8 protein-coding genes, 1 other RNA gene and 1 pseudogene are annotated in these 16,654 nt (G+C 61.6%); 4 read left to right on the top strand and 6 right to left on the bottom strand.

Going from position 1 to position 16,654, the window contains the following annotated elements; translation table 11 throughout:
* A pseudogene (locus HP547_RS29690) lies at positions 1-146 on the top strand (MerR family transcriptional regulator); the annotation flags it as partial.
* A gap of 163 nt (positions 147-309) precedes the next feature.
* On the opposite strand, the gene HP547_RS16870 reads toward HP547_RS29690, so the two are convergent.
* From HP547_RS16870 to HP547_RS16895, 6 genes are all read right to left on the bottom strand, one after another.
* Positions 310-2,982 (bottom strand): hypothetical protein, encoded by a 2,673-nt coding sequence (locus HP547_RS16870; RefSeq protein WP_172286888.1) that lies wholly within the window; start codon positions 2,980-2,982, stop codon positions 310-312.
* A 680-nt stretch (positions 2,983-3,662) separates the two neighbouring features.
* Positions 3,663-3,759: signal recognition particle sRNA small type (gene ffs, locus HP547_RS16875), an RNA gene on the bottom strand.
* Positions 3,760-3,966: 207 nt separating this feature from the next.
* On the bottom strand, positions 3,967-6,297 hold the full coding sequence (gene ligA, locus HP547_RS16880) for an NAD-dependent DNA ligase LigA (protein ID WP_172286889.1): 2,331 nt from the start codon (positions 6,295-6,297) through the stop codon (positions 3,967-3,969).
* A 238-nt stretch (positions 6,298-6,535) separates the two neighbouring features.
* Positions 6,536-7,429 carry a cell division protein ZipA gene (gene zipA / locus HP547_RS16885; protein ID WP_172286890.1) on the bottom strand — a complete coding sequence of 298 codons (894 nt, stop codon included), beginning with the start codon at positions 7,427-7,429 and terminating at the stop codon, positions 6,536-6,538.
* A 205-nt stretch (positions 7,430-7,634) separates the two neighbouring features.
* Positions 7,635-11,123, bottom strand: coding sequence for a chromosome segregation protein SMC (smc, locus tag HP547_RS16890; RefSeq protein WP_172286891.1), 3,489 nt, complete (start codon positions 11,121-11,123; stop codon positions 7,635-7,637).
* 3 nt (positions 11,124-11,126) lie between these two features.
* Positions 11,127-11,786: a GntR family transcriptional regulator gene (locus HP547_RS16895; RefSeq protein WP_172220397.1), complete on the bottom strand. Its 660-nt coding sequence runs from the start codon at positions 11,784-11,786 to the stop codon at positions 11,127-11,129.
* A gap of 267 nt (positions 11,787-12,053) precedes the next feature.
* Between HP547_RS16895 and xdhA the strand changes: the two genes are divergently transcribed.
* The 3 genes from xdhA to xdhC all read left to right on the top strand — a co-directional run.
* Positions 12,054-13,508: a xanthine dehydrogenase small subunit gene (gene xdhA / locus HP547_RS16900; RefSeq protein ID WP_172286892.1), complete on the top strand. Its 1,455-nt coding sequence runs from the start codon at positions 12,054-12,056 to the stop codon at positions 13,506-13,508.
* A complete protein-coding gene (gene xdhB, locus HP547_RS16905) occupies positions 13,501-15,900 on the top strand; it encodes a xanthine dehydrogenase molybdopterin binding subunit (protein ID WP_172286893.1) in 2,400 nt (799 codons plus the stop codon). Before xdhA ends, xdhB begins: the two co-directional genes overlap by 8 nt.
* Before the next feature lie 120 nt (positions 15,901-16,020).
* A partial coding sequence (xdhC, locus tag HP547_RS16910) for a xanthine dehydrogenase accessory protein XdhC (protein WP_172286894.1) occupies positions 16,021-16,654 on the top strand: 634 nt, incomplete at its 3' end.

Raw genomic sequence — 16,654 nt, forward strand, 5'->3', positions numbered from 1 at the left:
AGTTGCAGGCCATGAGCAAGGGCTTGCGGCACGCAGCGCAATGCCCGGAAGAAGATCATTTGGCATGCCCGAAATTCCGCCGCCTGATGCAGCTAGCTGCGGCGGGGCTTGGGAAAAAAGGGGGCTACACAGGCCTGACGAGATGACAGTCAATGCGTGTGTAATACGCAAAAGGGCTGCCGTGATGCGCTGGCGGTAATAAAAAATATAGAACCGCGCGACTGATCCCGGTTTTGGGATCAGTCGGACGCTTTTTAAACTGGCAGCCACTGAAGTTAGCCAGAGATGCATGGCTTTTTCGGACCATCCCTAAAAAGGTGTGTACCGAATGTTATCGAGATGCACATTTGTACCGCCATCCATGAACTCAAACGACTTGATGGCAGAACTAGGTGAGGTGAATGAAACCCGTGTGGAATGAGGTCGATACCCCGCCGGCTTGGCATCGGAAAATTTCGGCGCTGGAATGGTAGTAATCACAGTGCCGGCTGCCGTGTAAAAGCGTACTTTATGCGCCCCTCTAAAATCATCCGCGATATCAAAGCTGATCGCCTTGGCCAACCCTCTCAGAGTAAATTTTATATGGGCACCATGGCCCGTAGAAATAATATTCCCCCAGGTTGGATACCAACCATCGCAGCGGCTACACAACAATGAGCAATGGCCTCTGGTCACTGTAACGGTTAGCCCAGGGCACTCTAGTACCGCCCCAAGCGGCAAAGTCCTGGCCCCAACCGACTCAAAATTCTCCTTGGAAACCGCTCCAATAAGCTGCAAATTAAGCACATTGGAAAGAATGACCTGCGTGGTCCCATTGCGTACCAATTCGTAGCGCACAGCAAGGGGTTGAGCAGCACTATCCAGCAGTGATTTCATGTTCTGAGCGAGTACTCGATCAAGCGGCAAATTGAATGTTTTGGCACCCGCACTGGTCAGCAGCATCTTACCGCTTGAGTAATTACCGACCTTGATGACAACTTCATCGCCAAGCGCCAGACTGGGGTGATCGACACGCACGGGGAGTAGATTGTCAATGATTGGTGTCAGGTTCAGTTTGCCGCCCACTTCCAAGGGCACCACTGGAGCGCCAATGAAATTCTTCTGCATCGCTGCGGTTGCCACGGTGAAGACAAAATCAGCGGATGCAGCAATAGGCTTTCCTGGCCATTCGACCGCGTAGTATACCGTCATTTCTACAGGCGCTGCACCTTCTAACTCATAGACAGAGCGAGGCACAGTGAATCGAAAGGGTCCGTTATCATCTTTAGAGACTTTCAGTTCGTCGCGATAATAATCACCTTCAGAGGTTTCCCAATGCAGGTAAATCGTGCACGGGGCCGGTTGCTCAGCACCCTCAGGGATCTCGATGACCATATTGAATTCATATTCATCATTATCGGGATCCAGGGTGCTATTGATCAGCGGCAATTCAGTTGCAGGTGCCGGCAGGCTCTCAACAGGGTCGCCAATTTCGTAAGTTGCGGTTTCAGACTTGAAGACCTGCTTGCCTCGTGCCACGTGGTACGAGACTTTCACAAAACCACCTTCAAGCACCTTGAGGAAAGTCAGCCCAGCAAGCCGGATCGCTATCGGGTTGCCAACCATATTGCTGGTGACCGGTACCTTTTTTACAGGTATCGAAAGCGGGGAACCCTCCGATTTTGTGCCATGCCACACAAGGGTAATTTCATCTTGTGCTTGAAAATTGGCAGTCAGCGGAATCAGGACATTAATGAATTTGAGGTCCGGATCAACCCAACCACCTTCTGTCTTGTGGATCGTCGGCACTGGCAACAACGAAGCCATGCCTGTAACGTTGATATACCCTTTCTTCGATGTAATGGGCACCCCAGTCTTGGGTGTCAACGTATATGAAAACTGTGCACTGCCTCCACCGAGTGGCCACCATTGATCGTACGGAATTTGAACGCGCTGAGGTTTGATCGAATCCTGGACGATGAGCGGCCCAAAGTTCTTTGATGTGCTTTGACCTTGCTCGGTAGTGCCCACCCAATGCAGGAGGAGACTGTCACCCACCTGAAACTTTCCAGGAAACTGAAGGGCCACATAGTCCAGTGAAATACTGGCAGTCTCGATCTCACCCGTTGTGATAACAGCACCATTACCACTCAGCACTTCAGGCGCGCTCAGCGTAACGCCTTCAGTATTGACCTCGACCCTGGTTTCTTCGGACCATTCCGATTCGTTACCAACGACATCTGCAACGTAATAATATACAGGCAATGATTTACTATCGCCCTCTGCCTTTACAACACCTTCCGGCACCATCAATTCAATAGGCTTACCGACCTGAGCTTCAGTCACCTTGTGCGAGATTTCCTGATCCCCCCAGTACACATAGATCACATCATTCTCATTCATGCTCAGATAGGCAAGTATGGTGACCTTGATACCTGCTTTTGCTTCGTCTTGACCAATAACGGAAGACGCAGGCAAGGCCACGACGGGCGCACTGAGCTCCAAGCCAACACCTTGCGTCCCTTTCACGCCCGGCTGACCTCTACGGAACAACGTGCTAACTGTCGGAGACTCAAGAAATGCGCCGCCGACTGCTTTGTACACCGTATACTTCAAAAAAGAGCTACCTTCTGGGATTTTCTTACCTTCAATCTTGAATGTCTTATACTTCCCTGCCTCACTACTAGTGATTTTCCCTCCCGCAACCAGATCCCCCCCCCAAAACAAGCCAAGATAGTCTTGCTCCGCCGTTTTGGCATCCAGAGCAACAAGCACAGTCACCGTACTCTCAGAATCCTCAACCAATTCATCACTGATCCCAAAATCCTCGGTGGCCGCAGGGTGAATCACATCATCTATATAAGGACGTTGCAAGGCTGTAGACGTCGTGTTCGGATATTTCGATTTCACGTAAGCCGCAAAGCCCTTGAGCTCTTCATCAATCGACGCGACGCCATCCACTGTTACTGGGGCGCTTGGGGGTACAGCTCCTGGTAAACTCATGGCTCATTCCTCACTCGTAACGGCATGGATTAAACAGCTCTACTGTAGGAGTGCCCGCTATGCAGGACAACTGGCAGAAATGTCAGGTCCAGCCCCTCTCCTTTCACATCTTTTGAGACCAGGGATGCTCCGACCAACTTCCCGCGCGGAAGCGGTGAGTTGATCTTTCCCCGTCACGGTGAGCTATCTACAAATGCTATTTATAATCCCGAAATGAAAAACCCCGCAGACCTGGATCTGCGGGGCTTCATGTATGATGGCGGACAGATAGGGTAGGAAAAATGGCGGAGACACTGACAATTGCAACTGCTACGCCTACTGCGGGGTATCCAGAAGGAGCGGTACTTGCCGCTCCAGCTAGAGCCGCAGCAGCCACCTTCTTATCAAACGCAGTCTTGCGAGTTGTTTGGTTAGGTTGATCGCCAGTACCACGCCGCTGGGTACTGCAATGCGCATGCTACTGCCCTGTAGAAAATTGGGGCCGCAACCTCACAGTAACCTGACGAACACGACTATTACCACGGCAGCAAAAAGTGGTGGTGGAGGCTGTCTGAAGGCGGTTTATAGTCGGCTAGAATGCCGTCCACAGCGCACCACTAGGTGCAATACGGTACTGGCCCACTTCTAGATTTTCTTGGGAGGAAGTCCTTTAGAATTAAGGACTTACGTAATGGAGGCGGCCCCACCAGCCACACCCCGGCACTCGATGTTCCCGCTATGGCTGCTTCCTTCCGGATCTGACCAGGTTGACGGGTAATCAATGCGGGGGGACCGATGGGGCCACCACTACATGCCTCGCTGAGCAGCGAGTGGCGCCATTGTACCGGTCTTGGGGGCAGATACAACCTCTGGATGAGAAAAAGTCATCATTTCTCAATGACTTGTCCGGACAGGGGTGACCTGCAAAGGCCTATTCGCGGGTGAACCCGCTCCTACAATGGGAGGGGCGGCGCAAGGCCGCTCCTACAGGGGTGCGCAGAAGGGTTAGACCGCGATACCCTGCTCGGCCAGGAAGCCGATGAAGGCATCCTCATCGAGCACCTTCACCCCCAGCTCGCTGGCCTTGGCCAGCTTGGAACCGGCACCCGGCCCCGCCACCACGCAGTGGGTCTTGCCAGAAACCGAGCCGGCCACCTTGGCCCCCAGGCTTTCCAGCTTGTCCTTGGCTATGTCGCGGCTCATGCGCTCCAGGCTGCCGGTCAGCACCCAGGTCTGGCCCGCCAGCGGCAGGCCTTCGGCAACCTTCTTCTCGCTGCTCCAGTGCATGCCGAACGCCAGCAGCTGCGCCTCGATGGCCCGCGCCAGCTTCTGGTTGGCTTCATCCTTGAAGAACTCACGCACGGCATCGGCCTGCTTGGCCGCCAAGGCCTGGCGCAGGTCGATGCCGTCGGCCGCGATGATCTTTTCCAGGCTGTCGAGCTTGGCCACCAGCTTCTCGGCACCGGTCGGGCCGACCGAGGCGATGTCGAGCTTGGCAATCATGCCGGCCAGGGTGGTGCTGGCCGCAAACTCTGCCGCCAGCTCGCCTTCGTCCTGCAGCTGCATGCCGCTGTCCAGCAATTGCCTGATAACCTTCTGGTTGTGCTCGTCTTCGAAGAAGTTGTGGATCTCGTGGGCAACCTCCAGGCCGATGTCCGGCAGGTAGGTAAGCACCTGCGGCAGTGCCTGCTGCACCCGTGCCAGGCTGCCCAACGAGCGGGCCAGCACCTTGGCGGTTTCTTCACCAACATCCGGAATGCCCAGTGCATAGATGAAACGCGCCAGGCTCGGGCGCTTGCTGGCCTCGATGGCGTCCAGCAGTTTCCTGCTGGACACTTCAGCGAAGCCTTCCAGGCCGACGATCTGCTCGAATTCAAGCTTGTAGAGGTCTGCCGGCGAACCGATCAGGCCTTCGTCCACCAGTTGCTCGACGCTCTTCTCGCCAAGGCCGTCGATGTCCATGGCGCGGCGCGACACGTAGTGAATGATTGCCTGCTTGAGCTGGGCGCCACACGCCAGCCGGCCGACACAGCGATATACCGCACCTTCGCTGGTGGTTTCCTTGCCTTTGCTGCGCTTGACCAGCTGGGTACGCTCGACCTGCGAGCCACATACCGGGCATTCGCTTGGCACGGCGACCGGACGGGCACCTTCCGGGCGGCGCTCTAGCACCACCTGCATCACCTGCGGAATCACGTCGCCGGCACGGCGGATGATGACCGTGTCACCGATGCGCAGGCCCAGGCGGGCGATTTCATCCATGTTGTGCAGGGTGGCGTTGGACACGGTCACGCCGGCCACCTTGACCGGTTTCAGGCGTGCCACAGGCGTTACCGCACCCGTGCGGCCAACCTGGAACTCGACGTCGAGCACTTCGGTGAGTTCTTCCATGGCCGGAAATTTATGGGCGATTGCCCAGCGCGGCTCACGGGCACGGAAACCCAGCTCGCGCTGGGAGGCCAGGCTGTTTACCTTGAACACCACACCGTCGATTTCGTACGGCAGGTTGTTGCGCCGCTCGCCGATGTCGCGGTAGTAGGCCAGGCATTCCTCGATACCCGCCGCGTGCTTGAGCTCGCGGCTGATCGGCATACCCCAGGCCTTGAGCTGCTCGAGAACGCCGATATGGCTGTCGCCGATGCTCTCGGAAACCTGACCGACGCCATAGCAGCAGAACTCCAGCGGGCGGCTGGCGGTAATTTTCGAATCCAGCTGGCGCAGACTGCCAGCGGCGGCGTTGCGCGGGTTGGCGAAGGTCTTGGCGCCGGCTTCGGCCTGAGCAGCATTCAGCCGATCGAAACCGGCCTTGCTCATGTACACCTCGCCGCGCACCTCCAGCACCGCCGGCCAGCCCTCGCCCTGCAGCTTGAGCGGGATGTTGCGCACGGTGCGCACGTTGGCGCTGATGTCCTCGCCGGTGGTGCCATCGCCACGGGTGGCGCCCTGCACCAACTGGCCGTCGCGGTACAGCAAGCTCACGGCCAGGCCGTCGAGCTTGGGTTCGCAGCTGAAGTCGACCGCCCCGGGCTGGTCGAGGCCGTCAACCACGCGGCGGCCGAACTCACGCAGGTCGGCTTCCTCGAAGGCGTTGCCCAGGCTGAGCATGGGCACTTCGTGGCGCACCTGGCTGAAGGCGGCCAAGGCCTGGCCGCCGACGCGCTGGGTGGGCGAGTCGGGTGTTACCAGGTGCGGGTTTTCGGCCTCCAGGGCCTTGAGCTCGTTGAACAGACGGTCGTATTCGGCGTCGGGCACACTGGGCTCGTCGAGCACGTAATAGCGGTAGTTGTGCTGGTCGAGTTCGTGGCGCAGTTCGTGGATACGGGATTCGGCGGTCATGGGATTTGTCTTCTCTTGCAAAGCAAAAGAGCAGCCTGGAGGTGGTGACTGGAGCCTGGATTTGTTATCGCCTGCTCCGGCCCTATCGCCGGCAAGCCAGCTCCCACAGGTACACCACAGGCCCGGTGGACAATGGTATGTCTGTGGGAGCTGGCTTGCCGGCGATAGGGCCGGAACAGGTAACAACAACACCCGAACCGACCAGCACGCCCTCAGGCTGCTCTTTCGTCTGGATCTGTCAGCGCTTCTGGGTCAGCGCGCGGCGCTCGAATTCGACGATGCGCTGGCGGTAGTGCTCGATGGTCTGGGCGGTCAGCACGCTGCGCTGGTCATCCTTGAGCTCGCCGTTGAGCTCGTGGGCCAGCTTGCGTGCCGCGGCCACCATCACATCGAAGGCCTGCTTCGGATGACGCGGGCCTGGCAAGCCAAGGAAGAAGCTGACTGCGCGGGTGCTGAAGTGGTCGATGTCGTCCAGGTCGAACACACCAGGCTTGACCGCATTGGCCATGGAGAACAGCACTTCGCCGTGACCGGCCATGCTCTCGTGACGGTGGAAAATGTCCATTTCGCCGAAGCGCAGGCCGCTTTCCAGGATGTTCTGCAGCAGTGCCGGCCCCTTGAAACCGCCCTCGTCGCGGGAGATCACGCTGATGACCAGCACTTCCTCTGCCGGCGGCAGCTCCTTGACGCTGCTGCTGGCAGGCGCCGCGCCGCTGCTGCGAGTGTTGTCGGCGGCAAAGTCGTCATCGCTGTCGGCAAACAGGTCGGCCTCGCGCGGAGCGGCGCTGAGGTTGAGATCGCCCTGCTGCACCTCTGCCGTAGCGGTGGCACGCTTGCCGCGCTTGCTGGCCTTGGCAGGCTTGGGCTCGCGCTCGCGATCACGCCCAGAAGCGCTGAGCGACGGCAGGTCGCTTTCGTCCAGCTCAGGCTCTTTGTGGGCATCCAGCACCCGGTGTGGGCCGAGCACTTCGGCAGTGCCGCCCTCTTCGTCCGGTACGTTGGAATAACTGCGATCCAGACGGAATTTCAACTTGCCTTTACCGCCGCGCATGCGGCGCCAGCCGTCGAAAAGAATCCCGGCAATGACAATGATGCCGATGACGATCAGCCACTCGCGCAGACCGATTTCCATGTAATCCCGTGCCTCTATAAAAATATGCTTGAAAACAAAGGGTTCAAAGCCCTTTAACACGTGGCGCCAACTCTATGTTCTGACAGGCGTTTTACCCACGCAAAAAACGAGTGACATTAAGCTAGCACGACCAAAGACAACTTTACACCGTCTGTCGCACCTGACGGGGGCATTTCGCTGCAGAATGTGCCCCTATCGTCGCGCATCAAGCGTCGACCATGGCCATGGCCGCCTCCACATCAACTGCTACAAGACGTGAACAACCTGGTTCATGCATGGTCACCCCCATCAATTGATCCGCCATCTCCATGGCAATCTTGTTATGGGTGATGTAGATGAACTGCACGCTCTCACTCATTTCCTTGACCAGGCGCGCGTAGCGCCCGACGTTGGCATCGTCCAGCGGTGCATCGACCTCGTCGAGCATGCAGAACGGTGCGGGGTTCAACTTGAAGATGGCAAACACCAGCGCCAAAGCGGTCAGTGCCTTCTCGCCGCCGGACAGCAAGTGGATGGTGCTGTTCTTCTTGCCCGGCGGTCGCGCCATGATCGTCACCCCTGTATCGAGTAGATCTTCGCCCGTCAGTTCCAGATAAGCGCTGCCGCCACCGAAAACTTTTGGGAAAAGTGCCTGTAATCCGGCATTTATCTGATCAAAGGTATCCTTGAAGCGATTGCGGGTTTCCTTGTCGATCTTGCGAATGACGTTTTCCAGTGTCTCCAGGGCTTCGACCAGGTCGGCGTTCTGGGCGTCCAGGTAGCGCTTGCGCTCAGACTGCTGCTCGTACTCTTCGATGGCCGCCAGATTGATCGCGCCCAGGCGCTGGATACGCGCGTCGAGCTGCTCCAGCTCCTGTTCGGTGGCCTGTTCGCTGGCCTCGGCCTCCAGGGTGGCGAGCACCCCTTGCAGGTCGTAGCCATCGGCCAGCAACTGCTCCTGCAGGGTCTTGCGCCGCACATCCAGGCCTTGGGCCTCCAGGCGCAACTGCTCCAGCTGGCCACGCAGCAGCTGGGCCTGCTGCTCGGCCTGGGTACGGCGCTTTTCAGCATCGCGCAGTTCGCGGTCGGCTTCGTCCATGTGCAAGCGGGCCAGGCGCATTTCCTCGTCGACGCTCATGCGCCGCTCCAGCAGTTCTTCCAGCTTCAGGCGCAGCTCTTCTTGCGGGGCCTCGCCCTCCTCCAGGTTCAGGCTCAGTTGCTGCTGGCGCTCGGTCAGGCGCGCGGCCTGCTGCTCCAGGCGCTCCAGGGCCTGGCGGGTGGAGTCGTGCTGGGCACGCAGCGACCCCAGGCGCACGGCCAGCTGGTGGGCGTGATCCTTGTGCTGGCGGGCATCCTGACGCACCCGGTCGAGGCTTTCGCGCAGGGTGTCGCGGCGGGCCATCAACTGCTCGCGCTGTTCGGTGTCCTGAGCCATCAGTTCCAGGGCTTCCTGCAGCAGCAAGCGCCCTTCGCCCAGTTGCTCGTGCTCCAGGGCGCGCTGCTCCTCCAGCTCGGCCAGTTCTTCCTGCAGGCGCCGGCGGCGCAGTTCGACCTGCTCGGCGCGGGCGCGGCTGGCCGAGAGGCTGGCTTTCAGCTCGCCATGCAGGCGGTTTTCTTCCTGGGTGCGGCGGCGCAGTTGCTCGCGTTGTTCTTCCTGTCCCAGCTGCTGCTCACGCAAGGCCTGCAGTTGCTGCTCCAGCTGCTCAAGCGCCGCTTCCTGTTCCAGCTGCTGCTGGCCCAGCCGCTCGATTTCCTGGCCGCGCGCCAGCACGCCGCCCTCGGCTTCACTGCCACGGCGCACGCGCAAGAAGTGCCGACCCACCCAGTAGCCGTCGCGGCTGACCAGGCTCTGGCCTTCGCCAAGCGATGCGCGCTGCGCCAGCGCCTGGGCCAGGTCTTCCACGGGCTTGACCTGGCCCAGCCAGGGCGCCAGGTCGATACGGCTTTCGACCTTTGCCAGCAGGCTGCCGGGCAATGCCGGGCTGACGCTGCTGGCCACCAGCAAGCGCAGTTCACCTTGTTCCAGGCCAGCGAAATCGAGGCGACTGAAATCATCTACCAGCACGGCCTGCAAGTCGGCACCGAGCACTGTCTCAACCGCCAATTCCCAGCCCGGCTCCACCCGCAGCCCTTCGGCAAGGCGCGGCTGTTGCTCCAGGCCCTGACCACGCAGCCAGTCGGCAGCACCGGCACCTGGCTCCAGTGCCGCCTGCTGCAGGGCTTCCAGCGAAGCCAGGCGGCCACCGAGGCGCTGCAGGTCACCCTGCGCCTGCTGCTGGGCCTGGGTGGCCTGTTGCAGCTGCTGACGCAGGTTTTCCAGGCGCTCGACCACCTGCTCTTCGGACAGCTGCAGCTCTTCAAGCTGCATTTCGCTACTGGCCAGTTGCTCGGCCAGTTCCAGCATGGCGGCGTCCTGCGGGTCGCTACCCAGTTGTTCGCGCTCCTCACCCAGCTTGCGCTGGCGTTCGGCCTGGCGCTCCAGGCTGGCCTCCAGCTGCAGCAGGCGCGCCTGCTGCACTTCGGCCTGGCGGCGCGGTTCGGCAGAGCGGCTGTTGAAGCTGTCCCACTGCTCCTGCCAGCCGTGCATGCCCAGCTCGGCCTCTTCCAGGGCCGCCGCAGCCTCTTCCGCGGCGGCCAGGGTCAGTTCCTGCTCGGGCTCGAGCATGGCCAGCTCTTCACCCAGGGTAGCCAGCAGGGTGCGGTCGTGACCCAGGTGCGACTCGGTTTCAAGCCGCGTGCGCTCGGCTTCCTTGAAGTCGTCCTGCAACTGGCGCAGGCGCTGCTGGCCGTGCTGGATGCTCTGCTCGACCCGGGCGATGTCACCGGCCACCGAGTAGAAGCGGCCCTGCACCTGGTTGAAGCGTTCGGACAACTCATGATGGCCGTCGCGCAGGCGCTCGATGCTCGCATCGGCATTACGCTGCTCGGCCACCAACGCTTCGTGCGAAACGTCCTGGTCGCCAATCACCGACTCGCGCTGGCGCACGCGCTCGTCCAGATCGCGCCAGCGCAACGCCGACAGGCGCGCCTTCAGCTGGCGCTCGTGGGCCTTGTACTCGCGGTACTTCTCGGCGGCCTGGGCCTGGCGGTGCAGGCGCTCCAGCTGGCGCTCCAGCTCTTCGCGCAGGTCGCTCAGGCGGGCCAGGTTTTCCTGGGTGCGGCGGATGCGGTTCTCGGTCTCGCGGCGGCGCTCCTTGTACTTGGAAATGCCGGCGGCTTCTTCGATGAAATTGCGCAGTTCCTCGGGCTTGGCCTCGATCAGCTTGGAGATCATGCCCTGCTCGATGATCGAATAACTGCGCGGCCCCAGGCCGGTGCCCAGGAAAATGTCGGTGATGTCGCGGCGCCGGCACTTGGTGCCGTTCAGGTAATAGCTGTTCTGCGCGTCGCGGGTGACCTTGCGGCGGATCGATATCTCGGCGTAGGCGGCGTATTCGCCCACCAGCGTGGTTTCGCTGTTGTCGAACACCAGCTCGATGCTGGCCTGACTGACCGGCTTGCGGCCGCTGGAGCCATTGAAGATGACGTCGGTCATCGACTCGCCGCGCAGGTTCTTGGCCGAACTCTCGCCCATCACCCAACGCACCGCGTCGATGATGTTGGACTTGCCGCAACCGTTGGGGCCGACCACGGCCGCCATGTTGCTGGGAAAGTTGACCGTGGTCGGGTCGACGAATGACTTGAACCCGGCCAGGCGAATGCATTTCAGGCGCATCGGTCAGCCTCGGGCCAGCGCCGCCAGCACCAGTTCGCAGCTGCGCTGGCCATAGGCGGTAAGCACCTCGCGAATGCGCGGCAGGTCACGGGCAACCACGGCGTCAAGCAGGCGGGCAAACAGGTCCAGGTAGTCGATCATGTTGGCCTGGCGCTGGTCCAGCGACAGGTAGTAGGCGCGGCTCATGGCTGGCTGCAGGTTTTCCACGGTTTCCTGCAGGTACGGGTTGTCGGCAAACGGGTAGGCCGCACGCATGACCGCGAAGCTGTCAGCGACGAACGCCTTGATGTCCAGCTGGTCATGGGCGCGCTGCAGGCGCTGCTGGATGTCCAGGAACGGGCGCAGGTCGGCATCGGTGCGCCATTTTTGCGCAACCGCGTTGCCCAGCAGGATGTAGAACTCGCCCATCAGCGCGCACAGGCTGCGCACACTGCGCTCGTCCAGCTCGGTCACGTGGGCACCGCGACGCGGCAGGATCGCCACCAGGTGACGGCGCTCGAGGATCAGCAGCGCCTCGCGCACCGAACCGCGGCTGACGTTGAGCGCCTGGGTAACCTTTTGCTCCTGGATACGCTCGCCTGGCGCCAGCTCGCCGCGAATGATGCGTTCGGCCAGGTAATCGGCAATCTGCTCGGAAAGGCTGTCCGGGGCCTTGAACGTCATGGTTTTCCTTCAAAATCGTTGAGCTCGCACAAGGGGCGGATTGTAGCGTACTTGATCGCTGCTGGCGCAGAGGGGCCAGGCGGTTTATTTGACCTGTCAGACAGCCATGCGCGCGGCGCGATCTATGCTTGTGATATGGGCGTACTGATCGGCCGGGTATGGACACGGGCATTTTCTTGACCTTTGAGTCAGAAAAATATTGACCTGCTGGACAGGTCTTGCTTAGAGTCCGCCCAACAACAATAAAACCATTGCGAGGCCACCCCCGTGATCCAGTTTCTCGTCAACCAGGAGCTGCGCAGCGAGCATGCCCTGGACCCCAACATGACGGTGCTGCAGTACCTGCGCGAGCACCTGGGCAAACCCGGCACCAAGGAGGGCTGCGCCAGCGGCGACTGCGGCGCCTGCACCGTGGTGGTCGGCGAACTGACCGAGGACGACCAGGGCAACGACAGCCTGCGTTACCGCAGCCTGAACTCATGCCTGACCTTCGTCTCGTCGCTGCACGGCAAGCAACTGATCAGCGTCGAAGGCCTCAAGCACCAGGGCCAGCTGCACAGCGTGCAACAGGCCATGGCCGACTGCCATGGTTCGCAGTGCGGCTTCTGCACCCCCGGTTTCGTCATGTCACTGTTTGCCCTGCAGAAGAACAGCAGCGGCCCTGACTTGCACCTGGCCCAGGAAGCCCTGGCCGGCAACCTGTGCCGCTGCACCGGCTACCGGCCAATCCTGGATGCCGCCGAACAAAGTTGCCGCCAGCCCTGCCGCGACCAGTTCGATGCCCAGCAAGCGCAGACCATCAGCCGCCTCAAGGCCATCGCACCGACCCAGACCGGCGAGCTGAACAGCGGCGACAAGCGTTGCCTGGTGCCGCTGACCGTGGCCGACCTGGCCGACCTGTACAGTTCGCACCCCGAAGCGCGACTGCTGGCCGGCGGTACCGACCTGGCGCTGGAGGTCACGCAGTTTCACAAGACCCTGCCGGTGATGATCTATGTCGGCCACGTGGCCGAACTCAAGCGCATCGAAAAAACCGCCAGCCATCTGCAGATCGGCGCCGCCACCCCGCTCACCGACTGCTACGGCGCGCTCCACCAGGAATACCCCGACTTCGGCGACCTGCTGCACCGCTTCGCCTCGCTGCAGATCCGCAACCAGGGCACGCTCGGCGGCAACATCGGCAACGCCTCCCCGATCGGCGACTCGCCGCCCCTGCTGATCGCGCTGGATGCGCAGATTGTGCTGCGCCAGGGCGAGCGGCAACGGGTGATGCCGCTGGAAGACTACTTCATCGACTACCGCATCACTGCCCGCCAGGACAGCGAGTTCATCGAGAAGATCATCGTGCCACGCGCCACCAGCGACTGGGTGTTCCGCGCCTATAAAGTGTCGAAGCGCCTGGACGATGACATCTCTGCCGTGTGCGGCGCCTTCAACCTGAGCATCGAAGACGGCGTGGTCAGCGGCGTGCGCATCGCTTTCGGCGGCATGGCGGCGATCCCCAAGCGGGCCCGCGCCTGCGAGGCGGCGCTGCGCGGCAAGCCGTGGAACCAGGCCGCCATCGAGCGCGCCTGCCAGGCTCTGGCCGAGGATTTCACCCCGCTCAGCGACTTCCGCGCCAGCAAGGAATACCGCCTGCTGACCGCGCAGAACCTGCTGCGCAAGTACTTCATCGAACAGCAAACGCCGCACATCGAGACCCGGGTGACCGCTTATGTCTAACCATCACGTAGCCAAGAGCCAGGCCGAGATGGCCGAACTGTTCAGCCAGGACCTGACCACCGGTGTCGGCCGCAGCGTCAAGCACGACAGCGCCGACAAGCATGTGTCTGGCGAGGCGGTGTATATCGACGACCGTCTGGACTTCCCCAACCAGCTGCACGTGTACGCACGCACTGCCGACCGCGCTCATGCGCGCATCCTGCGCGTCGATACCACACCCTGCTATGCATTCGAGGGCGTGCGTATCGCCATCACCCACGAAGACATCCCCGGCCTCAAGGACATCGGCCCGGTGGTGGCCGGCGACCCGCTGCTGGCCATCGACAAGGTCGAGTTCTTTGGCCAGCCGGTACTCGCTGTCGCCGCCCGCGACCTGGAAACCGCGCGCCGCGCCGCCATGGCCGCGATCATCGAGTACGAAGACCTGGAGCCGGTGCTGGACGTGGTCGAGGCGCTGCGCAAGAAGCACTTCGTCCTCGACAGCCATACCCACCAGCGCGGCGACTCGGCTGCTGCCCTGGCCAGCGCTCCGCACCGCATCCAGGGCACCCTGCACATCGGTGGCCAGGAGCACTTCTACCTGGAAACCCAGGTGTCCTCGGTGATGCCCACTGAAGACGGCGGCATGATCGTCTATTGCTCCACGCAGAACCCCACCGAAGTGCAGAAGCTGGTCGCCGAAGTGCTCGACGTGCCGATGAACAAGGTGGTGCTGGACATGCGCCGCATGGGTGGCGGTTTTGGTGGCAAGGAAACCCAGGCCGCCAGCCCGGCGTGCCTGTGTGCCGTGGTGGCGCGCCTGACCGGCCAGCCGACCAAGATGCGCCTGCCGCGGGTCGAGGACATGACCATGACCGGCAAGCGTCACCCGTTCTACGTGGAATACGACGTGGGCTTCGACGATGACGGCCGCCTGCATGGCATCAACTTCGACCTGGCCGGCAACTGTGGCTACTCGCCCGACTTGTCCGGTTCGATCGTCGACCGCGCGATGTTCCACTCCGACAACGCCTACTACCTGGGCGACGCCACCGTGCACGGCCACCGCTGCAAGACCAACACCGCCTCCAACACCGCCTACCGCGGCTTTGGCGGCCCGCAGGGCATGGTCGCCATCGAGCAGGTGATGGACCACATCGCCCGCCACCTGGGCCGCGACCCGCTGGCGGTGCGCAAGGCCAACTACTACGGCAAGACCGAGCGCAACGTCACCCACTACTACCAGACCGTCGAGCACAACATGCTCGAGGAGATGACCGCCGAACTGGAAGCCAGCAGCGACTACGCCGAGCGCCGCGAGTCGATCCGTCGGTTCAACGCCAACAGCCCGATCCTGAAAAAAGGCCTGGCACTGACGCCGGTGAAGTTCGGCATTTCGTTCACCGCCACCTTCCTCAACCAGGCCGGTGCGCTGATCCACATCTACACCGATGGCAGCATCCACCTGAACCACGGCGGCACCGAGATGGGCCAGGGCCTGAACACCAAGGTGGCGCAGGTGGTGGCGCAGGTCTTCCAGGTGGATTTCAGCCGCATCCAGATCACCGCCACCAACACCGACAAAGTGCCCAACACCTCGCCCACCGCTGCTTCCAGTGGTGCCGACCTGAACGGCAAGGCGGCACAGAACGCGGCCGAAATCCTCAAGAAGCGCCTGACCGAGTTTGCCGCTCGGCACTACCAGGTCACCGAGGAAGACGTCGAGTTCCGCAACGGCCATGTGCGCGTGCGCGACCAGATCGTCAGCTTCGAGCAACTGGTGCAGCAGGCGTACTTCGCCCAGGTATCGCTGTCCACCACCGGCTTCTACCGCACGCCGAAAATCTACTATGACCGCAGCCAGGCACGCGGCCGGCCGTTCTACTACTTCGCCTTTGGCGCCGCCTGTGTGGAGGTGATCGTCGATACCCTGACCGGCGAATACAAGATGCTGCGTGCCGACATCCTGCACGACGTGGGCGACTCGCTGAACCCGGCCATCGACATCGGCCAGGTAGAGGGCGGCTTCATCCAGGGCATGGGCTGGCTGACCACAGAAGAACTGGTGTGGAACGCCAAGGGCAAGCTGATGACCAACGGCCCGGCCAGCTACAAGATCCCGGCGGTGGCCGACATGCCGATCGACCTGCGGGTAAAGCTGGTGGAAAACCGCAAGAACCCGGAAGACACCGTGTTCCACTCCAAGGCCGTGGGCGAGCCACCGTTCATGCTCGGCATCGCCGCCTGGTGTGCGATCAAGGACGCCGTGGCCAGCCTGGCCGATTATCGCCTGCAGCCGCAGGTGGATGCGCCGGCGACGCCGGAGCGGGTGTTGTGGGGGTGCGAGCAGATGCGCAAGGCGGTGGCTGCCACGCAGCCTGCCGAACAGGAACTGGAAACCGCTCCTCACTGACAGCGAGGAACCCTGTGGGAGCGGGTTCACCCGCGAAGGCGGCGGTAATTCCACCCTCGCATTCGCGGGTAAACCCGCTCCCACAGGGACTGTGGAAGACCTTAAAAGAGGTTATGGATCATGCACCAATGGATCAACGCCCTCGCCGACCACCAGTCCCGGGGCGAAGCCTGCGTGCTGGTGACCATCATCGAGGAGCGCGGCTCTACCCCGCGCAACGCCGGCTCGAAGATGGTGGTCAGTGCCAGCGGCCTGTTCGACACCATCGGCGGTGGCCACCTGGAATACAAGGCCCTGCACATCGCCCGGCAGATGCTCGAAGAGCAGCGCACTACCCCGCACCTGGAGCGCTTCAGCCTGGGGGCCAGCCTGGGCCAATGCTGTGGCGGGGTGACCGTGCTGCTGTTCGAACCCATGGCGGCGGTACAGGCGCAGATCGCCGTGTTCGGCGCGGGCCATGTCGGCCGGGCTCTGGTACCCTTGCTCGCCGCGTTGCCCTGCCGGGTGCGCTGGATCGACTCGCGCGAGCAGGAATTCCCCGAGTTCATCCCCAACGGGGTGACCAAAGTGGTCAGTGAAGAGCCGGTCGACGAAGTGGCAGCACTGCCGCCAGGCTGCTACTGCATCGTCATGACCCACAACCATCAGCTCGACATGGAGCTGACCGCCGCCATTCTCAAGCGCAACGATTTCACCTGGTTCGGCCTGATCGGCTCGAAGACCAAACGCGTCAAGTTCGAGCACCGCCTGCGCG

It is taken from the genome of Pseudomonas sp. CM27, assembly GCF_013179515.1.
Lineage (GTDB): Bacteria > Pseudomonadota > Gammaproteobacteria > Pseudomonadales > Pseudomonadaceae > Aquipseudomonas.